At 37.8% G+C, this 22,843-nt stretch carries 15 protein-coding genes and 1 pseudogene; 13 read left to right on the forward strand and 3 right to left on the reverse strand.

The window, feature by feature from the left end; genetic code table 11:
- Position 1 precedes the first annotated feature (1 nt).
- Entirely contained in the window at positions 2–2,698 is a 2,697-nt protein-coding gene (locus D7I46_RS03670; RefSeq protein WP_120771651.1) for an ABC transporter permease, read from the forward strand.
- A 316-nt stretch (positions 2,699–3,014) separates the two neighbouring features.
- Here the strand turns inward: D7I46_RS03670 and gatD are convergent, their stop codons facing one another.
- From gatD to murT, 3 genes are read right to left on the reverse strand one after another with little or no spacing between them, the layout of a single operon-like run.
- Complete coding sequence (gene gatD, locus D7I46_RS03675; RefSeq protein WP_120771652.1) at positions 3,015–3,800, reverse strand: lipid II isoglutaminyl synthase subunit GatD; 786 nt, start codon at positions 3,798–3,800, stop codon at positions 3,015–3,017.
- The gene (locus tag D7I46_RS03680) at positions 3,797–4,267 is read right to left on the reverse strand and encodes a DivIVA domain-containing protein (protein WP_120771653.1); all 471 of its coding nucleotides are present in this window, start codon (positions 4,265–4,267) and stop codon (positions 3,797–3,799) included. The genes gatD and D7I46_RS03680 overlap by 4 nt, the downstream gene beginning before the upstream one ends.
- Positions 4,267–5,616, reverse strand: coding sequence for a lipid II isoglutaminyl synthase subunit MurT (gene murT, locus D7I46_RS03685; RefSeq protein WP_120771654.1), 1,350 nt, complete (start codon positions 5,614–5,616; stop codon positions 4,267–4,269). Before murT ends, D7I46_RS03680 begins: the two co-directional genes overlap by 1 nt.
- Positions 5,617–5,987: 371 nt before the next feature.
- On the opposite strand from murT, the gene D7I46_RS03690 reads away from it, so the two are divergent.
- The 12 genes and pseudogenes from D7I46_RS03690 to pcrA all read left to right on the forward strand — a co-directional run bounded on the left by D7I46_RS03690 (position 5,988) and on the right by pcrA (position 22,843).
- Complete coding sequence (locus tag D7I46_RS03690) at positions 5,988–6,653, forward strand: acetolactate decarboxylase (RefSeq protein WP_120773281.1); 666 nt, start codon at positions 5,988–5,990, stop codon at positions 6,651–6,653.
- 274 nt (positions 6,654–6,927) lie between these two features.
- The gene (gene lepA, locus D7I46_RS03695) at positions 6,928–8,751 is read left to right on the forward strand and encodes a translation elongation factor 4 (protein WP_120771655.1); all 1,824 of its coding nucleotides are present in this window, start codon (positions 6,928–6,930) and stop codon (positions 8,749–8,751) included.
- Between the two features lie 187 nt (positions 8,752–8,938).
- A pseudogene (locus tag D7I46_RS13730) lies at positions 8,939–9,573 on the forward strand (SDR family oxidoreductase).
- 147 nt (positions 9,574–9,720) lie between these two features.
- Entirely contained in the window at positions 9,721–10,743 is a 1,023-nt protein-coding gene (argC, locus tag D7I46_RS03705) for an N-acetyl-gamma-glutamyl-phosphate reductase (protein WP_120771656.1), read from the forward strand.
- A gap of 15 nt (positions 10,744–10,758) precedes the next feature.
- Complete coding sequence (gene argJ / locus D7I46_RS03710) at positions 10,759–11,946, forward strand: bifunctional glutamate N-acetyltransferase/amino-acid acetyltransferase ArgJ (protein ID WP_120771657.1); 1,188 nt, start codon at positions 10,759–10,761, stop codon at positions 11,944–11,946.
- Between the two features lie 33 nt (positions 11,947–11,979).
- Entirely contained in the window at positions 11,980–13,113 is a 1,134-nt protein-coding gene (locus D7I46_RS03715) for an acetylornithine transaminase (protein ID WP_120771658.1), read from the forward strand.
- Positions 13,110–13,961 carry an acetylglutamate kinase gene (gene argB / locus D7I46_RS03720; protein WP_120771659.1) on the forward strand — a complete coding sequence of 284 codons (852 nt, stop codon included), beginning with the start codon at positions 13,110–13,112 and terminating at the stop codon, positions 13,959–13,961. Before D7I46_RS03715 ends, argB begins: the two co-directional genes overlap by 4 nt.
- A 185-nt stretch (positions 13,962–14,146) precedes the next feature.
- Positions 14,147–15,148 carry an ornithine carbamoyltransferase gene (argF, locus tag D7I46_RS03725; protein WP_120771660.1) on the forward strand — a complete coding sequence of 334 codons (1,002 nt, stop codon included), beginning with the start codon at positions 14,147–14,149 and terminating at the stop codon, positions 15,146–15,148.
- A 165-nt stretch (positions 15,149–15,313) separates the two neighbouring features.
- On the forward strand, positions 15,314–17,848 hold the full coding sequence (gene gyrA, locus D7I46_RS03730; protein ID WP_120771661.1) for a DNA gyrase subunit A: 2,535 nt from the start codon (positions 15,314–15,316) through the stop codon (positions 17,846–17,848).
- A gap of 239 nt (positions 17,849–18,087) precedes the next feature.
- The gene (locus D7I46_RS03735; RefSeq protein ID WP_120771662.1) at positions 18,088–19,170 is read left to right on the forward strand and encodes an FAD:protein FMN transferase; all 1,083 of its coding nucleotides are present in this window, start codon (positions 18,088–18,090) and stop codon (positions 19,168–19,170) included.
- 142 nt (positions 19,171–19,312) lie between these two features.
- Positions 19,313–20,059, forward strand: a complete 747-nt coding sequence (locus D7I46_RS03740; protein WP_120771663.1) for a class A sortase — start codon at positions 19,313–19,315, stop codon at positions 20,057–20,059.
- A gap of 498 nt (positions 20,060–20,557) precedes the next feature.
- On the forward strand, positions 20,558–22,843 hold the full coding sequence (pcrA, locus tag D7I46_RS03745) for a DNA helicase PcrA (RefSeq protein WP_120771664.1): 2,286 nt from the start codon (positions 20,558–20,560) through the stop codon (positions 22,841–22,843).

The raw sequence follows: 22,843 nt of genomic DNA on the forward strand, positions 1-22,843 counted from the left end.
TATGGCGAAAAAGACAATAAATAAGGATGTTAGACGTTCTATTACTGGTTCTTTGGGACGTTTTCTTTCTATTTTTTCTTTGATGGTACTGGGTGTCTTTGCATTTGTGGGATTGAAGGTTTCAGGACCAAATATGCGTGCAACAGCAGAACACTTTTATACACAGCACAGGTTGGCAGATTTGACGGTGACTTCAACTTTAGGATTAGATGACAGCGATCAAAAGTTGATTAAAGCAACTTCGGGTGTGAAACAGGTAGAGTTTGGTTATTTTCGTGATGTATTACTCAAAGGTACACATACAAGTTTGCGCTTGTTTTCTCCTCCTCAAGATTTATCCACCTATGCACTGCAAGCTGGAAGGATGCCAACACAGACGGGTGAGATTGCACTGGATTATCTTTATAAAGGACAGTTTCACTTGGGTGACACCATTGATTTTACGGAAGAAAAATCAGATGGAAATTATATTTTGCGCCAACATTCGTTTAAAATTGTTGGATTTGTTAAATCAAGTGAGTACGTAGATAAAAATGATTTTGGTCGGACAACGATTGGTACAGGACAACTCAATGGTTATGGGATAATTCCTAAGAACACTTTTGATTCATCCGTCTATATGATTGCCAGAATGACTTTTACTCGAATGCAAGGTTTATCAATCTACGACGTACGCTATAATGATTTGGCAAGTCATTATCAAACAAAAGTTGAAAATCAACTCAAAAATCAGCCTGAAAATCGTTTGAAAGCATTAAAAACTGAGCCACAGCAACAGATTAATTCAGCAAAGGTTGAGTTAGAGCAAAAAGAGCAACAGATTGCTCAGCAAAAATCACAGTTAGATAAACAACAACAGCAACTCGTAGCTGCCGAGGCCACGGGATTACCTGTGAGTCCTGAGATGCAAACTCAAATTGACGATGGACAGCAACAAATAAAACAAGCACAATCAAAAATTACGAGTGCTCAATCTGACTTGCAGACAAAGCAAGAGGCGCTCAATCGCTTAGTGGCGCCAGTCTATACTGTTAATAATCGTAAAGATGGCAATCCAGGTTATCAGAGCTTTCTTGATGACTCCACTCGAATTGATACGTTATCTAATGTTTTTCCAGTTGTGCTTTTTGCGATTGCACTCTTGGTTAGTTTGACGACAATGACTCGTTTTGTTGAGGAGGAGCGAAGTAATCTCGGTTTACTCAAGGCTTTAGGCTACTCTAATCGACAAATTCATCAGAAATTTATCATTTATGGCTTAGTCTCTAGTGGAAGTGGGGCAGTGGCTGGAACAATTTTGGGGCATACTTTTTTGCCGATTGCGGTATTTAATGCCTATACTGCTTCGTCAACGTTCTCTAATTTGCGGTTGACTTTTTCTGTTTTTTGGACTATTGTAGCATTTTTAATTGCAATTGCTTGTAGCGTGTTACCTGCGTATTGGGTGGTTTATCAGGAGTTACGTGCGGCACCTGCTCAACTATTTTTGGCAAAAGCTCCGAAGGCAGGTTCACGTATTTTATTGGAAAAGATTGGTTTTATATGGCGGCGGATGAGTTTCACTTATAAAGTGACGGCTCGTAATCTTTTTCGCTATAAAAAACGGATGCTGATGACGATTTTCGGGGTGGCAGGTTGTACGGCATTGCTTGTGATGGGATTTGGTATTCGTGATTCGATTTCGGGTCTTGCAAGTCGGCAATTTGGTGACATTTTGCACTACGATATGATTGCAGTAGAGCAGGAGAAGATGACCAATGCTGAGCGAGATGAATTAGATAAAAAATTGAATTCGGACACAATTGATTCACATTTGTCGGTGCATTTTGAACAATTGACTAAAAAGACAGATGATAATGAAACACAACAAATTAGTATGATTGTGCCAAATCAAACAAACCATTTTTCACAATATGTCACTTTAAGAAACCGCATCTCACAGAAAAAGTTGCCCTTGACAGATTCAGGCGCGATTATTTCCGAAAAACTCTCTGATTTGTTGAATGTTAGAGTAGGTGATCGTTTTACAGTTGAAAATGCTGATCATAAACAGTTTAAAATTCGAATTTCTGGCATTACTGAGATGTATATGGGACATTATCTGTTTATGAGTCCAATAGAATACCAACACGTTTTTGGTAAGAACTTTACAGCAAATGCTCAATTGATTAAACTTACAGATTCTAAAGAGAGTAATGTTCGGGAGCAGTCAGCTAAGTTGATGAGCTTACCTGCTGTGGCAGCTATTTCACAGAATATTGATATGCGCAATACGATTGATGCGTTTATGCAAGGAATGAATAGTGTCATGTTTGTCTTGATTATCTGTGCGATTTTGCTTGCGGTAGTAGTGATTTATAATCTGACAAACATTAATGTTTCTGAGCGAATTCGGGAACTCTCGACGATTAAAGTCCTTGGATTTTATGACCGAGAAGTGACAATGTATATTTATCGTGAAACGATTTTATTGAGCTTCATTGGTATACTTTGTGGTTTTGGATTGGGCGCTTTTTTCCATCGGTTTATTATTGAGCAGGTCGCTCCTGATTTAGTAATGTTCAACCTAGCGTTATTGTGGACAAATTTACTCTTGTCTGCAACGATTACGATGGCAACAACTCTTGCTCTGAGTCTATTTGTTCATTTTAAATTAAAACGTGTAGATATGTTGGGCGCTTTGAAATCAATTGATTGAAGTGATTACGATTACTTTATTGATGGGGATTCTTTCTCCATCACTAATGTTAGGATACAACCACAACCTCACATCAAAGATATGCGGTCACCACTTTAGAGCAAATGGACAGCGTAGCGAAGTGGAGATCGTGCGTGCTAAGTCAGAATGCACTTATCTTACTTGATTTCCGATTAGATCTTACAAAAAACTTACTGACAGCACTTTGTCAGTAAGTTTTATTTTGTGTCAACGTGAGAAATGAAATCTGTCAGCTTGCTGACAGATTTTTTATTCGCAGAATCAATGCTCACGTTAATCATATTGAACTGATCACTTATTTTTCGGATTTGCGTTTAATGTCAGTGATGTTTTGTCCTTTTTCTTCATCTGACAAGATTTCTTCAAAGCTTGGAAGTAAAATGGACTGACCATATTTTTGACGCAAAGCAGTAGTAACAAGTCTGTAAGCAAGTCGGCTATTTCTTGATAAGATAGGTCCATGAAAGTAAGTACCAAAGGTATTTTTATAAATCAATCCTTCGGTATCATCATCTGGATTGTTGCCACCGCCATAGACAACACGCCCCAACGGTTTTTCATCTTCTGATAAATAAGTGATGCCAGAATGATTTTCAAAGCCATAGTAGGTTTCGCCAAACTCGTCATTGTGTGTTTCAATATCACCGATAAAACGGTCAGTGCGCAAGTTTTCTGTGTAATGACCAAGAATCCCAGTTCCTGCGATTTTATGACCCGAAGCATTGACATAATATTGACCGAGCATTTGATAGCCACCGCAGATGGCAAGCAGAGGTTTGTCAGCTTCAATGTAGGATTTTAGAGGTTCTGTCAGCGCTGACAGACTTCCGTCAGCGATAATTTCTTGCTCGTAATCTTGTCCACCACCCCAAAAAACGAGGTCGTAACGTTCTTTATCAAACCTATCACCGAGGGATACAATCTCAAAGGTCATCTCGCAACCAAGCTTTTCGCCAACATACTTGAGCATGAGAATATTACCATTATCGCCATAAGTATTCATTAAATCACCGTAAAGATGGGCGACTGTCAAATCAAATTTTGGATGTTCAAGATTGGATTTTAGTGAAATATAAGTCATAAATTTCCTTTCAGTTTTTGAATCCATGCATCAAGATAAAAGTCAACTTGATAAGTGTTATAGCCCTGGAACCGCTTGGTAAAATGAGCTTCATAAATTTCTTCTGGTGTATGTATTTGGCGAAGAAACTCATCAATTTCTGTAGTATTATAGCCTCGAAATGCGACTTTGAAATTAGGATGAGCAAGGTCAACTTTTGCAAGAGATTCAAGACGTTTGCTCTCTTGTTCATCTGCGTGTTCAATGTTGTAACGATAAGCAGCGAGTTCTTGAAGATAGAACTTAACGTCTTGTTTATCATAACCCATAGCGCTGCTTGAAAAACTCTTGTTCTTGATTTGTTCAGAAGGTAAGGGATTTTCAGCTAGCTGGCGTAAGAATAAATCGACTTCACCACGATTATAGCCAAGTGCAGATTTTATGAAATGCTTTTTATTAGGATACTCGTACTCATCAATTTTTTTCATTACTTCATTTCTCCATCAATTAGATGTTCTTTTGAAAGAAGTTCACGCATAGCAAGCATTGCTGTGTAGGTCGCAAGGATATAGACATGGTCGGTTTTGGATGATTTTATGTCTCTCAAAACACTGGCTAGATTGTCACGTTCAGAAATCTTGTCGGCATCAAAACCAGTGACACGCATCCGACGTGCCATTTCGCTTGCTCTAGCACCACCTGTGATAATCTGGTCAATTTCCATTTCTCGGAGCAATTCAAAATTAGCGTCCCAAATCCAACTTGTGTCAATTCCGTCAGCATAATTTGCATTCAAAAGACTGATTAAGGTAAATGGATAGTTTGCCAATTTCATCATTTCTAAGGCTTGATTGGCACCAACGGGGTTTTTAATCAATACGATTGTGACTTGTTTGCCATCAATTTCAAGTGTTTCTTGGCGACCAAAGACAGCTTTTGACTCATTGAAGCCAGCAGTGATTTTTTCTGCTGGCACATCAAAATATTCAGCAACAGAAACTGCAGCTAGTGCATTGTAAATATTGTAAAGCCCGCCGACATTGATTTTATAAGAATTTCCGTCAATAACAAAACGTGACGAAGTATTTGTGATTTCTGTCAGTTCTGACAGCTTATAGTCAAGTGATGGGCGAGTGAATCCGCAATTTACACAGATATAATTTCCAAGATTAGCGTAAGTATTCATCTTGTAAGCAAGAATGTGATGACACCTAGGACAAACAATTCCCTCAGTATTGTAGTGAGCATGAGTTGGAGTGTGTTCCTCGTGGTCGAAACCGTAATATTTGACTTTGTTCACCAACTTCTTGGAATTAAATAATGGACTATCGCCATTGAGCAGAACTGTCGCAGTAGGTGAGTTTGCAGCTCCTTTGACAATAAAATCATAAGTCGTATAAATCTCGCCATAACGATCCATTTGGTCGCGGAAAATATTGGTAAATAGAAAAAGTGAGGGTTTAATATACTCTGTAATTTTTGGCAGACTTGCTTCGTCAATCTCTAACACTGCAAATTTTTTCTGAGGTGTCTTTGTTTTTGGTGCTTTCAAAAAAGTCGAGACGATTCCAGTAATCATATTGGCACCAGAAGGATTAGTCACGACAGGACCGAAAGCCTTCTCCAAAATTCCTACTGTCAGAGCTGTTGTCAGTGTTTTACCGTTAGTCCCAGTAATGACAATAATTTCATAATTTTTTGTCAGTACTGACAGAATATTTGGGTCAATTTTTAATGCAAGTTTGCCAGGCAAAGTTGAGCCACGTCTAAAAAATTTCTCCAAGACAAAAGCTGATGATTTCCCAACAAAACTCGCAAATGAAGTTTTTATAGTCATATGCAATATTCTACCATATAATCTCATTTTTTGGCAAAAATCATTTTCCGTACAACAGAAGAAAGTTAATCTAATGAAATCAGGACAATACATTAAAGTATAATACAATAAAAATAGGAATTTTACAGTATAAAAGAAAGTCAACTTACCTAATAGTAATCTGTATCGTACCAAACTATACTCAAAATAATAATATCTTTAAGCAATGAGGAGTAAAAGGCCAGTATAATAACTAGAGTAAGTAGTTGGGTGGAGGTTGAAAGCCAGTATTGTTTTATCTCCGACCTACTTACAACAAACTGGTGGACAAAAAGCAAAATTTTTAAGACTTAATAATAATCGCTCATTCCATTTTTTGGTATAATATGCTCATGACAAACAGTAAAATATTTCAACATAATACATATAATACACTCTACGGCGGTTTTTATGAAGGAACCATCACCCTTGAAGAAGCATTGAAACATGGAAGTGCTGGAATTGGTACACTTGATACAGCAAATGGCGAAGTCACTATTTTGGACGGTGTGGCTTATCATGGCTCATCTGAAAATAAAGTTCGTGTTGTAGAAAAAGATGAAACACTCCCTTATGTTGCTGTTGTTGACCATCAACCGTTGACAAGCTTTACTGACAACTCTGGAAGTTCGGCTTCCGAATTTCTGTCAGCACTGACAGAAAAATTGCCAACAAAAAGTGCTGCTTACAGTATTGTGATTGCAGGTTTTTTTAAAGCCATGACGGTTAGTAGTAAGCCTGCAGGAAATACTGAGCCTTATCTTGATATTCTTTCTAAGCAACCTCATTTTACAAGAGAAAATGCCTGTGGGACAATCGTTGGAATTTGGTCTCCTAAACATTTGGCAGACCTTTTTGGTGATGGTTTTCATTTACATTTTGTAAGTAGTGATAAGACTTTTAGCGCCCACGTTCAGGACTTTGTCATTGATAAGGTGACAGTGGAGTTTGGCAAAATTGATAACATCCAACAAGAATTTCCTGTAGATAATGAAAACTTTGAAAAACATCAGTTCTAACTTGTAGTGATTGTTTTTTGTCAGCATACTGATAGCATTTTTCTTTGAATTCATCACATATTTTAATCCTGTAGAATTGTCAGTATGCTGACAGAAGTAAAAGATGGTTTGACAGAGCCGTTTCTCACAAAGAGAAGCGGTTTTTCAGTTGCTTTTATGGTATAATTAGCTTAATTAAACTTAGAGTGTTTAAAATTTAAACACTCTGCTTACAGAACTTTTGTAAGTTCAGCAAAGTATAAAAAATAATTCTTTGATTAGTATAGGAATAAATATGAACATCGCAGAAATGAACGCGCGTAAGGAAAAAATTCGTAATTTTAGTATTATTGCGCATATTGACCACGGGAAATCAACACTTGCCGATCGTATTCTTGAACAAACTGAAACAGTTTCAAAAAGGGAACTTCAAGCTCAAATGCTGGATTCAATGGATTTGGAGCGTGAGCGTGGAATTACCATTAAACTCAATGCTATTGAACTTAACTACACTGCAAAAGATGGCGAAACGTATATTTTTCATTTGATTGACACACCAGGTCACGTTGACTTTACTTATGAAGTTTCTAGAAGCCTTGCAGCTTGTGAAGGAGCAATTCTCGTTGTGGATGCAGCACAAGGAATTGAGGCACAGACACTTGCCAACGTTTATCTGGCTCTGGATAATAATCTTGAAATTCTTCCTGTCATCAATAAAATTGACCTTCCTGCTGCTGACCCAGAAAAAGTGCGTCAAGAGATTGAAGATGTTATTGGACTTGATGCCTCGGAAGCTGTACTTGCTTCCGCGAAATCAGGGATTGGTATTGAAGAAATCCTTGAGCAGATTGTTGAGAAAGTACCAGCACCTAGTGGTGAAGTAGATGCTCCCCTAAAAGCGCTGATTTTTGACTCTGTTTATGATGCTTATCGTGGTGTTATTTTACAAGTTCGTGTGGTTGATGGATCAGTTAAAGTTGGTGATCGTATTCAACTGATGAGCAATGAAAAAGAATTTGATGTGACAGAAGTTGGGATTTTCACGCCAAAAGCAGTGAGTAGAGACTTTCTGATGGCAGGAGATGTTGGCTATATTGCGGCAAGTATCAAAACAGTTGCTGATACTCGAGTTGGTGATACAGTAACACTTGCAAATAATCCAGCAAAAGAAGCACTTGGTGGCTATAAGCAAATGAATCCAATGGTGTTTGCAGGGATTTATCCGATTGAGTCCAATAAATTCAATGATTTGCGTGAAGCCTTGGAAAAACTTCAACTTAACGATGCCAGCCTTCAGTTTGAGCCAGAAACCTCACAAGCGCTTGGATTTGGCTTTCGCTGTGGTTTTCTTGGACTCTTGCATATGGATGTTGTCCAAGAACGTTTAGAGCGTGAATTTGGTATTGACCTGATCATGACAGCACCATCTGTCGTTTATCATATCAATACAACAGATGGTGAATTGCTTGAAGTTGCCAATCCTTCTGAATTTCCAGATCCAACACGAATTGAAAATATCGAAGAACCATATGTTAAAGCGCAAATCATGGTACCCAATGAATTTGTAGGAAGTGTGATGGAGCTTGCTCAGCGCAAACGTGGTGTTTTTGAGACAATGGATTACCTTGATGCCAATCGCGTTAATATCATTTATCATATTCCGTTAAGTGAGATTGTCTTTGATTTCTTTGATAAATTAAAATCATCAACCAAAGGTTATGCAAGCTTTGACTATGAAATCAGTGACTATCGTGTGTCTAATCTGCAGAAAATGGATATCCTGCTGAATGGTGATAAAGTTGATGCACTAAGCTTTATTGTTCACAAAGAGTTTGCTTATGAACGTGGTAAAATCATCGTTGAAAAATTGAAAAAACTCATTCCACGCCAACAGTTTGAAGTACCTATTCAGGCCGCTATTGGTCAAAAAATTGTGGCACGTAGTGACATTAAAGCACTTCGGAAAAATGTCCTTGCTAAATGTTATGGTGGTGATATTTCGCGTAAGCGTAAACTGCTTGAGAAGCAAAAAGCAGGTAAAAAACGAATGAAATCAATTGGTTCGGTAGAGGTACCACAAGAAGCTTTCCTATCTGTTTTGTCAATGGATGAAGAATAGATTATAGAATTTTTAAAAATCGCATGATGCGGTTTTTTTGCTAAAATATAAGGATTAGACGAACTATAGAGGTCTGAAAAATATTGCGTAGTTTTGTGCTGGTATATTAAGTTGGAGTAAAATTTAAAATTCTAACTTCAACAGCTAAAAAATTTCAACAGCTAAAAAATATAGAAAAGAGAATGATGTGAAAATATTTATTGCGGGTTCCACTGGTCGTGTGGGGTTGAGTTTACTTGATAAAATGTCACAAATGGGACATCAGATATTTGCTGGCGCTCGTCAAAAGAACAAAGTGCCTATTATTCAAAATGTAACTCCTGTAAGCTTCGACTTGGATTGGACACCTGATCAAATGGTTGAAGTCATAAAGGAAATGGATATTATCATTGATGTGGCGGGTTCATCTGGGGAAGTTTACTTCAGGTTGATTTGTTTGGAGCGGTGAAATTGATGCAAGCTGCAGAGAGAGCTGGGATTAAACGGTTTATTTTGTTGAGCACTATTTTTGCTTTGCAGCCCGAAAAATGGACGACACCAGGGTTTATTGCGTTGAAAGATTATTATATCGCAAAACATTTTGCAGATTTGTATTTGATTAATAATACAAGTTTAGATTATACAATTTTGCAGCCAGGTTATTTAACTGAAGAGAAAGAAACTGGATTGATTGATATCAATGATGAGATTTCTGCTCCTAATACTATTGAGGATGTGGCGCAAACTTTGAAAGAACTCGTGAATACCGAACATTCAATCGGTAAAGTCATTACAATGCATAATGGAGCAACGCCAATTGCCACTGCACTTAACGCACTTTAATTTAATCTAAAAGATAGAAAGTTTTTTAAATAAAGCATAAAAATACAGGAATAAAATATATTTCTGTATTTTTTTACATTTAATTCTTGACAATTAAAATCAAGAGTAGTATTATGTATAAATATACAAAAAGAAGCGAGTAAATATATGAAGAAAATAGCAATAGTTGGTATTACTGGATATAGTGGATTAGAGTGCTTTAGGTTGCTTTATTATCATCCAGAAGTGGAGGTTGTAAATGTGTATGCGACTTCACATTGCGGTGAAAAATTAGCAGATGTTTTTCCTCAGTTTGATGGGTTGACGGATTTGGTTATTGAAAACTTTGATAGACAAGAAGTGATTGAAAAGTGTGATGCAATATTTTTTGCAACTTCTTCTGGAGTAAGTAAAGAGCTGGCTTTAACTTTTATTGAACAAGGTTTTCCTGTTATTGATTTATCTGGTGATTTTCGACTAAAAAATCCTGAAACATACAAAAAATGGTATAAAAATACAAATGTGGATATGGAATATTTATTCAAAGCACAATATAATTTAGCTGATTTGGGAAAAGCTACGAAGCCTTATATCGCGAATCCAGGCTGCTATGCGACAGCTACGTTATTGGCTCTAGCTCCTTTGGTACAGCAAGATTTAATTGAGTTGGATAGTATTATTGTGGATGCCAAATCGGGACTTTCAGGTGCTGGAAAAAGTTTGAGCGAAGCAAGTCATTTCGTAAATGTTTCAGACAATATGAGTATGTATAAAGTAAATATGCATCAGCATATTCCAGAGATTGCCCAACAGTTAAAGGTTTGGAATTCTGATTTTCATGCTCTACAATTTACAACGAGCTTAATCCCTGTGACACGAGGTATTTTTGTAAGTAGCTATGTAAAATTATCAACGGGAGTAGGATTTGAACAGGTTTATGAAGCTTATAAAAAATGCTTTGCCAATAAAACTTTTGTTAGAATTCGACGACAAATGCCACAATTGTCAGATGTAACCGGTACAAATTTTTGTGATATTGGTTTGGCTTATAATCCAGTAACAAATATTTTGACAGTTGTTTCTGTGATTGATAATTTGATGAAAGGTGCTGCAGGGCAGGCAGTACAAAATTTCAATCAACTATTTGGTTATGATGAGTGTTTAGGGCTTAAGTTTATGCCGCAAATCTAGAATAATGAGGATATGATGAAAGAAGTAGAAGGAACGATTGCGAGTCCAAAAGGATTTTCAGCGGATGCAGTACATGCACAGTTAAAATATAAGAATTTAGATTTAGGAATTATTTTGAGCGAGGTTCCCGCTGCTATCGCAGGAGTCTTTACAACGAATAAAGTATATGCGGCGCCTGTGAAATTGAATCGAGAAATTATAAAAAATGGAAAAGCACAAGCAATTGTTTGTAATTCGGCAGTAGCTAATGCTGTAACAGGGGATGAGGGTTGGCAAAATGCATTAAAAACTCAAAAAATGATTGCCGATAAATTTAATTTGGTACAAGAGCACGTCGCAGTTTGCTCAACTGGGGTTATCGGTGTTCAGTTACCTATGGAGAAAATGGCTACTGGAATATCAAAATTATCTAAGGTGGGCAATCCAGCGGGCTTTGCTCAGGCAATATTGACTACAGATACAAAAATAAAAACGATAAACTTGGAAGAAGAAATCGGTGGAAAAATTGTAAAAATGAGTGGAGTGTGTAAAGGTTCTGGTATGATTCATCCTAATATGGCAACCATGCTTGCTTTTATCACAACTGATGCAAAAATTGCACAGTCATTGCTTCAAAAAACTTTGTCAGCACTGATAGAAACAACTTTTAATCAAATCACCGTAGATGGAGATACTTCAACGAATGACACCGTTCTTATCTTGGCAAATGGTATGGCCGCCAATGAAGAAATCCTAGAGGGTACAAAAGATTATCTTTTATTCAGACAAATGTTGGAAAAAGTTTGCCAAGTTCTTGCCCAAAAAATTGCTGCTGATGGTGAAGGAGCCACTAAACTTATTGAGGTAACGGTGAAAGGGGCATTTGATAGTCTGTCCGCAAGATTAATTGCTAAAAAAATCGTTGGTTCAAGTCTAGTCAAAACAGCCATTTTTGGTGCAGACCCTAACTGGGGGCGGATTGTATCAAGCATTGGTCAAGCTGCTGATTTTGAAGTGGACGATATTGAACTTAAAATTCAGGATGAACTTGTACTTTATCATTCTACCCCTGTTCAGTTTGAAGCAGCGTTTCTTTCTGAAAAATTAAAAGAAAATATGATTTCGATTGTAGTTGATTTGAATTGTGGTACAGGTAATGGGCAGGCTTGGGGATGTGATTTGACCTATAAATATGTAGAAATCAATGCATTATATACGAGCTAATTTCATAAAAAAGGATATTTCGAGGGTATTGTTATGACGGATTTATTAGAAAATTATAGTCGTTTTCCTTTCAGTCTAATTAAAGGCGAAGAGGTCTATCTATTTGATGAGAATGGGAAACGTTATTTGGATTTTACAAGTGGAATTGGTGTGATGAATATGGGTTATAGTTTTGAAGCAGGTAAAATTGCTGTAAAAACTCAGATTGACGCACTCTCTCACCTTTCAAATCTTTATCAAAATCCATTGCAGGAAAAAGTGGCTGCAAAATTAAGCCAAAATCATGAATACAAAGCATTTTTTTGTAATAGTGGAACCGAAGCAAATGAAGCGGCTTTGAAACTGACTCGTTTGATAAAAAGTGGGCAAAAAGTTCTAGCGTTTAATCATGGTTTTCACGGTCGGACTTTTGGGGCGATGAGTGCAACGATGCAGGAAAAAATTCAAGCTGGATTTTCGCCTTTGTTACCTGATTTTGTGTGTAGCGACTACAATGATGTAGATGGTCTTTGGCAGGTGCTTTCTAATCAAAATATTGGGGCGATAATTCTAGAAATGGTGCAGGGAGAAGGTGGTGTGCTACCCATTACTCCCGAGTTTGTCCAAGTGTTGAAAGAGGCACAAAAAGCAGGGATATTATTGATTATTGACGAGGTTCAGACAGGCATTGGGCGTACAGGAAAACTTTTCAGCTTTGAACATTTTGGCTTGAAGCCCGATATTTTTACAGTTGCAAAAGCTTTGGCAAATGGTATTCCAACAGGGGCAATGCTTTGCAAAAATGAATACGCTGATTATTTTTCAAAAGGAAAACATGGTTCAACTTTTGGTGGAAATCCTTTAGCGATGGCAAGCGCTAATGAAGTTTTGACTGCTATGACACCTGATTTTCTGTCAGAAGTTACTGATAAGTCGGAATTTTTCTTGTCAGTACTGACAGAAAAGTTGTCAGTAAAATCACAAGTAAAAGCGATTCGTTCAGTAGGCTTGATGCTTGGTATACAACTGACAGATGGACAAAAAATTACAGAAATTTTAGGAATGCTTCGAGATGAGGGTTTGCTTGCACTTTCTGCGGGAGATGATGTCATTCGCCTTTTACCTCCACTTATCATGACCAAAGCAGAATTGGTAAAGGGAGCAGAAATACTGGAGAAAGTGTTATGACAGATTCACAAACAATTGCAAAAATACTGACAGAAAGTTTAACTTACCTGCTTAAATATCGAAATCAAACAGTTGTCATCAAATATGGTGGGAATGCAATGACTGATGATAAAGTTAAAGAAAGTATTTTAAAGGATATTTTATTACTCAAAACTGTGGGAATCAAAGTAGTGCTTGTCCACGGTGGCGGTCCTGCAATTGCAGAGTTACTTGATAAATATCAGGTAGAAAGTCAATTTATCAAAGGATTACGCTATACCGATGAGCAAACTGCTCACCTAGCTCTGACTGCTTTAGCTGGCGCAGTTAATAAAACACTTGTGCAAGATTTAATACAACTTGGTGGAAATGCTGTCGGAATTTCTGGTATTGATGGAAAGATGATTGAAGCTCAAAAATTGTCGGATGAACTTGGCTATGTGGGTGAAATTACAAAAATCAATCCAGCTTTGATTGAACAAATTGTCAGTACTGATGCCATTCCTGTCATTGCATCAGCAGGGATTGGTAGAGATGGTCAAATCTATAACATCAACGCAGACACTGCTGCAAGCCGAATTGCTGGCAGTTTGAAAGCCGAACAATTCATTGTGTTGAGTGATGTGCGAGGACTCTACGCTGACTACCCTGATGAAGAAAGTTTTATCGAAAAGATAGCACTGACAGAACTTTCAAAACTTGTCAGTAATGGAAAAATCACTGATGGCATGATTCCCAAAATCGAAGCAATAAAATATGCAATGGAAGAAGGACTTGGTCGGGCAGTTTTATTAGATGGTCGAGTTCCTAATGCTCTGTTATTAGAATTATTTACTGACAAAGGGCAAGGCACGCTGATAACATCCTGATACTGTTTCTCTTTCACAGCCACCAACTATTCGGTGAAATTGTATCTGCCACAGGAAGTGCTTTGGTCTGAGAATATCTGTCAGTTCATGCGTCCAAAGTAAGCATTGAATCTGCAGATAGAGAACTTTATCAGCAAGGTTGATAAATCTGTCAGCATACTGACAGAATGAGAAAAGGAGAGAAGATGTTTCAAGGAAGAAGTTTTTTAAAAGAGGTTGATTACAATAAAAACGAATTACTCTATTTGATTGATTTTGCTATTCACCTTAAAAAATTGAAAAAGCAACATATTCCACATAAGTATTTACAAGATAAAAACATTGCACTTATTTTTGAAAAAACTTCAACACGAACACGTGCTGCATTTACGACTGCTGCAGTTGATCTCGGCGCACATCCAGAGTTCCTCGGACCAAACGATATTCAATTGGGAAAGAAAGAATCCATCACTGATACTGCAAAGGTGCTTGGTTCAATGTTTGATGGTATTGAATTTCGAGGTTTTAAACAAAGTGATGTAGAAACGCTTGCGAAAGCATCCGATGTTCCAGTTTGGAATGGTCTGACTGATGACTGGCACCCCACGCAAATGCTTGCTGATTTCATGACAATTAAAGAACATTTTGGAACACTAGATAAGCTCACTCTAGCTTATGTTGGTGATGGACGAAATAATGTCGCTAATTCGTTGCTTGTGACAGCCGCGATATTGGGAGTAGATGTTACTATTGTTGCGCCAGAATCTTTGCAGCCACCCCATGCGATTCAGCAACTTGCCCGTAAGTATGCGATGAAGACACAAAGTAAAATAACGATTCGTTCAGACATCAATGGAGTGGAAAATGCTGACATTATCTACACTGATGTCTGGGTCAGCATGGGTGAAGAAGCACAAACAGAAAATAGAATAAAATTATTACGCCCATATCAGGTTAACAAAACGCTCACGGATAAGATTCTTAACAAAGACTTTATCTTTATGCACTGTCTTCCGAGTTTTCATGACTTGAATACAGAGATAATGAAAGAAATAAAGTGGAAATATAACATTGATGAATTAGAAGTGACCGACGAAGTTTTCCAATCAAAAAATGCTGTAGTTTTTGAACAAGCCGAAAACCGTATGCATACGATTAAAGCTGTTATGGCGGCAACCCTCGGCAATTTATTTGTTCCGAAAATTTGAACTTTTTGCTTATATCTACCAACATGATTTCAGCTTTGAACTTCCTTGAGTAATATCGTTAAAAGTCAGCAAAATATTGGCTTTTTTGGTATAATTAAAACAAGTATGTTTACTAATGAACGAAAGTTCATGTTCGTGAATTTTAACTTGTGAAAGTGAGAATCAATGCAAGATAAAAATGTTGTGAATGTTAATCTAGCTGAGGAAATGAAGACCTCTTTTCGTGACTATGCCATGTCGGTTATTGTTGCGCGTGCACTTCCAGATGTGCGTGATGGATTGAAACCAGTTCATCGTCGGATTTTGTACGGAATGAATGAGCTAGGTAATACGCCAGATAAACCGCATAAAAAATCCGCCCGTATCACAGGGGATGTTATGGGTAAATATCACCCACATGGTGATAGCTCAATTTATGAAGCGATGGTGCGCATGGCGCAATGGTGGTCTTATCGTCATATGCTGGTCGATGGACATGGAAACTTTGGCTCAATGGATGGTGACGGTGCGGCGGCGCAACGTTATACAGAAGCACGGATGAGTAAGATTGCCCTTGAAATGCTTCGTGACATCAACAAGAATACAGTTGACTTTGTAGATAACTACGATGGTACAGAGCGTGAGCCAGAAGTTCTTCCGGCCCGATTCCCTAATTTACTTGTAAACGGGACAACTGGGATTGCAGTTGGGATGGCAACTAATATTCCACCGCACAACTTGGGTGAGACGATTGCCGCAGTTGACATGATTATGGAAAACCCTGATGCAACAACGGCAGACTTGATGCGTGTTATGCCTGGGCCAGACTTCCCTACTGGTGCTTTGGTTATGGGGAAAGCGGGAATTCGCAGGGCCTACGAAACTGGAAAAGGGTCAATCACACTCCGCTCCAAAACACATATTGAAGAAATGCCAGGTGGGAAAGAACGTATCGTTGTTACTGAACTTCCTTATATGGTTAATAAAGCGAAGTTGGTTGAACATATTGTTCGTTTGAATCATGAAAAGCGGATTGAAGGCTTGACAGCTGTTCGGGATGAATCTAACCGTGAAGGAATTCGTGTCGTTATTGAGGTACGTCGCGATTTATCTGCTCATGTTATTTTAAATAATTTGTTTAAACTGACTTCACTACAGACATCATTTGGCTTCAATATGTTGGCGATTGAGAAAGGGATTCCAAAGATTCTTTCGCTCAAACAAATTTTGGTAGACTATATTGAACACCAGATTGAAGTGGTTGAACGTCGTACTGCCTTTGATAAGGCTCGTGCAGAAGCTCGTGCCCACATTTTGGAAGGTTTGCGAATTGCTTTAGACAATATTGATCGCATTATTTCGATTATCCGTGAATCACAGACAGATAGCATTGCTCAAAAAACAATGATGGATGAGTTTGCGCTCTCCGAAAAACAATCGCAAGCCATTCTTGATATGCGCCTACGTCGTTTGACTGGTTTAGAACGTGACAAGATTGAGGCAGAATATCAAGATTTAGTTACCTTGATCGCTGATTTAACAGATATTTTAGCAAAACCTGAGCGTGTTAAAAAGATTATTCGTGAAGAACTCGAAGAAGTTAAACGGAAATTTGCTGATACCAAGGAAGGCGCGCGTCGCACAGAGCTTCTTGTTGGTGAAGTGTTGAATCTTGAAGATGAAGACCTGATTGAAGAAGAAGATGTTTTAATTACATTATCTAATAAAGGATATATCAAGCGTCTGGCAAGTGATGAATTTCGGGCGCAAAATCGTGGTGGACGTGGTGTGCAAGGCATGGGGATGTCGGATGACGACTTTGTCCAACATTTAGTGTCAACTTCTACGCATGACCACTTACTTTTCTTTACTAACCGTGGTCGTGTTTATCGGATGAAGGGGTATGAAATCCCAGAATACGGCCGGACAGCAAAAGGATTGCCGATTGTTAATCTATTGAAGTTAGATGATGGTGAACGTATTGCGACGGTGATTAATGTAGATAGAGAGCAGGCAGCAAAATATCTCTTCTTTACGACACGTAATGGTTTAGTCAAACGTACCTCAACAGAGCAGTTTGCCAATATTCGTACAAATGGTCTAAAAGCTTTGAATTTACGTGAAGGTGATGAGTTGATTAATGTCTTGCGCACTTCAGGTGAAGACGAGGTGATTATTGGGACTCACAATGGTTATTCTGTTCGTTTCAAAGGAGCTGTTGTTCGTGACATGGGACGTAGTGCTACTGGTGTAAAAGGGGTTAATTTGCGCGATGGCGACTTCGTCGTAGGTACTTCAGTCATCAATAATGATGAAGAAGTGCTAGTTATCTCAGAAAATGGTCTCGGAAAACGTACCCGTGCTTCTGAATATCCAACAAAAGGTCGTGGCGGTAAAGGGATTAAAGTCATGAATGTGACAGAACGTACTGGTAAATTAGCAGGACTTGCTGCGGTAAATGGTGATGAGGATATCATGGTCATTACTGATACTGGCGTTATCATTCGTACAAATGTTCAAAATATTTCCCAAACAGGTCGTAGTGCTCAGGGTGTGAAAGTGATGAGATTGGACGAAGATGCACATATTGTAACCTTTGCACTCGTAGAAGCTGAAAGTGATGAAGAAGTTACTGACGAAACTTCTGTCAGTACGGATGTAGCTGTACCGGATAGTTCTAACACTAACAGCGTTGAAAATCCTGAACAACCTGAAGAATAAATTTCTAGGAAAAAATCGGTATCTATCAGTAAGTGAGTAAGCATAAAAAAGAGTCTGTCAGTATACTGACAGACTTTCCTACTGATAAAATAGTGCTGACCGCTTTTCTGTAAGTTTATTATAAAATAAAAATAACTTATCCAAGCAATTGCCCTTATTAACATCAAAAAAATGTTATCTTTTTAGGGATCAGCAGGCACTTGCTGGGTTAAAAATTTCCGAAAGAAATATAGAGGAACATGAAAAAATTAACATTACTTTTTGTGGCTGGCTTGAGTCTGTTTACTTTAGCTGCGTGCTCTAGCAAAGATGCGACAAAAGACACACGTCACTTGTTGAAAACACCAATAAATAAAGACGTTACAACGATGGGCACTTTTGTTCAAGTAACTGTTTATGATAAAGGAAAAGAGCGAGCAGTCACAGATGCACTTAAGATTCCTGTTGAATACAATAAGCTAACAACAGTAAATCAAACAGGTTCTTTAGTTGATACGATTAATAAAAATGCAGGGATTAAACCAATCAAGGTTGATCCAGGCGTTTATAATTTGATTAAAGCGGGCTATAATTATTCTGCTAAAAATCTGGGTTATGATATTACCATTGGTCCACTGACCAGTCTTTGGAATATTGGAATGCCAAATGCGCGCAAGCCTTCCCAGTCTGAAATTGACCATGTTTTACCATTGATTAATTATAAATACATTGAGTTTGATAATAAGGCGCAAACGATTTATTTGACACAAAAAGGGGCAAAATTGGACTTGGGTTCGATTGTTAAAGGTTTTGTGGCGATGAAAATGGTAGATTTGCTCAAAAAAGAAGGGGTTACAACTGGGATTGTAAACCTCGGTTCAAGCTCAATTTACGTGATAGGACATTCACCAAGAGGAGATGAAAGTCCTTGGAGCATTGGTATCAAAGACCCCAATGACCCTACGGCAAAACAAATGGGCATACTTTATGCCGCAAACCAGCATGTCAATACATCTGGGATTTATGAACGCTATCTAGAAGTTGATGGTCACAAATATAGTCATATTTTAAATCCCAAAACAGGCTATCCATTTGACAATGATATTGCAAGTATTACACTTTTGATTTCAGGAAAAGATGAGACAAATGGTGATGGACTTTCAACTTTGATTTATGCAATGGGAACCAAAAAAGGCTATGAATATATTGAAAAGCTAAAAAATGTGCAGGCAGTCTTTGTTGACAAAGACAATAAAGTTTACATTACACCAGGCTTAAAAGATAAATTCAAATTGACCGAAACAAAAACTTTTGAACTAGGAAATATCAATGATTTGAAGTAAAATCTTGCTTTATCAGCAAGATTTTTCTATTAATTCTTATATGATGTGGTACGGTTTTTGACTTAAAGTTGAAAGCATGGTAAAATTAAAGTAAGATAAGAGTTAAATAAATTACATATTACTCATAGACAAAGGAGAAAAAATGAAACGACAAGAAAAGGGAAAAAAGAAAAAACGTCGTTGGATTGTTAATACCCTTATCGTTCTGCTCTTTTTAGTCGGTCTAGCATTAGTTTTTAATAAGCCTATTCGAAATATGCTGATTGCGATGAATAGTAATCGTTACCAACTTAATAATATTTCACGTGAAAAGATTAAGAAAAACCAAGAAGCAGATGTTAGCTTTGACTTTGATGCCGTTCGTTCAGTAGATTTTCAAGCCGTATTAGCAAATCAGTTTAATCGTCAGCCTTTGCCGGTTATTGGCGGGATTGCAATTCCAGATTTGGGAATTAATTTACCTATTTTCCGTGGTGTCGGAAATACATCTCTTCTATATGGTGCGGGGACAATGAAACCTGAACAAGTCATGGGTCAGGGAAATTACACATTAGCAGGTCATAACATGACAGGATTTAGCTCAGATTTGTCAATTTTATTTACGCCATTGACACATGCTAAGGACGGAATGACGATTTATATTACAGATAAGAACAATATTTATCAGTATAAAATTACCAAAATTAATGTCGTAACACCCGACCATGTCGAAGTGTTAAATGATACGCCTGGCAAGACAGAGATTACATTAGTCACTTGTGCGGATGTTGAAGCCACTCATCGTATCATTGTTCATGGTGTATTTGAAAATAAAACACCATTCACAAAAGCGACAGACTCAATGGTTAGTGCTTTTTCAAAACGCTACAATCAAATCCGAAACTTTTAAGTCTTTAAGTTGTCAAAAGCTCACTGAATTCAGTGAGCTTTTTGGCAGTGGAAAATCTATATGCGATTAATTGAAGTGATTACTTCATTGGTGAGGGAGAGGGAATTCCTCACCAATGTTAGTAGAACGAAAGCAGAGCTTGCCACTTCGCCTTGCGACTTTAGTCGCTTAGAGCGAATGGACAGCGTAGCGAAGCGGAGATAGTGCTGCTTATCCCGCCACCTTTAAGAGGTGGGGGAATTAGCACGTACTTACTAAGTTAAACTCAATCCATTTGCTTTCCAAAAATATGCTATAATAGTAAGTGATTTTTTACAAAGATGAATGAAAATAATTAACTTTATACCTATTGACTTCTAAATCGTTCTAATCACACCACTCAGAAAATTAATTTGAATGCAACATAGTTTGATGTAGTGCTTACTTGCGAGTGTTTTAGGATAGTTAAATGTTTTAAGCTTGAACAGTTATTTTTATATTTTAAGGAAACGAGAAAAAATGAACCCATTACTTCAAGGAATGAATGATAAGCAAGCAGAAGCTGTGCAAACAACAGAAGGTCCTCTCTTAATTATGGCGGGTGCTGGTTCGGGTAAGACACGTGTTTTGACTCACCGCATTGCTTATTTAATTGATGAAAAAATGATTAATCCATGGAATATTCTCGCGATTACCTTTACCAATAAAGCAGCGAAGGAAATGCGTGAACGTGCACTTTCTTTGACACCTATGGCACAAGATACGTTGATTGCAACTTTTCACTCAATGTGTGTACGTATTTTGAGACGTGATGCGGATCACATTGGTTACAATCGGAATTTCACCATTATAGATCCAGGTGAGCAAAAATCGTTGATGAAGCGCATTTTGAAAGAAGCAAATTTAGATTCTAAAAAATGGGAACCTAAAGCACTTTTGGGTACAATTTCAAATGCTAAGAATGATTTGCTTGATGCAGATGCCTATGAGGCGCAAGTTACTGCACGAAATCCTTATGAAATGGTTGTTGCACGTGTTTATAAAATTTATCAAAATGAGTTACGCAAAGCAGAATCAATGGACTTCGATGATTTAATCATGCAAACTTTAAGATTGTTTGATAAAAATCCTGATGTTTTAGCTTATTATCAAGGGAAATTTCAATATATTCATGTGGACGAATACCAAGATACTAACCACGCACAGTATCAACTTGTAAAGCTTCTTGCTAGTCGTTTTAAGAACATCTGCGTGGTCGGAGATGCTGACCAATCCATCTATGGTTGGCGTGGTGCAGATATGCAAAATATCCTTGACTTTGAAAAAGATTATCCTAATGCAAAAGTGGTGTTGCTTGAGGAAAATTATCGCTCAACTAAGACGATTCTGCAGGCGGCGAATAATGTCATTAAAAATAATATTAAACGTCGTCCTAAAAAGCTCTGGACTCAAAATGATGATGGTGAAAATATCATTTATTTCCGCGCAGGCAACGAACAAGAAGAAGCGAATAAGGTTTCCGAAGTTATTTCAGAAGGAAGACGCTCAGGACGTAAGTATGCTGACTATGCAGTGCTGTACCGAACGAATGCCCAATCACGTACGATTGAAGATTCTTTTGTGAAATCAAATATCCCTTATACGATGGTCGCAGGAACAAAATTTTACTCACGTAAAGAAATTCGTGATGTCATTGCTTATCTGAATGTTGTTGCAAATCCTGCGGATAATATGAGTTTTGAGCGAATTATTAATGAGCCTAAACGCGGGGTTGGACCAGGAACTTTGGACAAACTGCGTCATTTTGCTGACAGTCGTGGTGTTTCATTAGCCAATAGTTTACTTGATATTACGATTTCAGATATCAGAGGAAAAGCTGCTGGCGAAATTTACGACCTTGGTCTTGTATTTGATTTCTTACGAGCACGTACAGAAAACTTAACAATTACAGAGCTGGTTGAAGAGATGTTAGAGCGTACAGGCTATCTGAAAGCCTTGCAAATGATACCGAGCATTGAGAATCAGGCTCGTATTGAAAATATCGAAGAATTTCTTTCTGTGACCAAAGGATTTGATGAAAAATCAGAAGTTCCTTTGGATGAAGAAACAGGCGAACCTTTGATTGAAACAGGTTTGGATAAATTGAGTCGTTTTCTTAATGAAGTAAGTCTGCTGTCTGAAACAGATGCCTATGAAGAAGATTCTGACCAAGTTACGATGATGACATTGCATGCTGCAAAAGGACTTGAATTTCCCGTTGTCTTTCTGATTGGAATGGAAGAAAATATTTTTCCTCTTTCGCGTGTAAATGAAGATATGGATGAGCTTGAGGAAGAACGCCGTTTGGCTTATGTTGGGATTACCCGTGCAGAACAAACGCTTTACCTGATGAATGCCAATCAGCGTGTGCTTTATGGTAAAACAAACTATAATCGGCCAAGTAGATTTATTTCAGAAATTGATGCAGAATTATTAGATTATACGGGGATTGCTCGCAAGGCAAATACCAGTTTTAATGCAAGTTATAAATCTAGTGGCTTCAGCTCAGGAACGTCAATGTCAGACGCTTTACATCAACGCAAAGCAATCATTAATCCTGCGGTAACTCACAGTACAACGACTACTGCTCAGACAGCAACAGTAGACTGGAAAATTGGTGACACTGCAGTCCACCGTAAGTGGGGTGAAGGGATGGTGCTAGGTGTAAGTGGTACAGGAAAAAATATGGAACTGAAAATCAATTTTCCAGAAGTTGGTATGAAACGTCTCCTTGCCGCAATGGCACCGATTGAGAAGAAAGCATAA

It is taken from the genome of Lactococcus allomyrinae (genome assembly GCF_003627095.1).
Taxonomy (GTDB): domain Bacteria; phylum Bacillota; class Bacilli; order Lactobacillales; family Streptococcaceae; genus Lactococcus; species Lactococcus allomyrinae.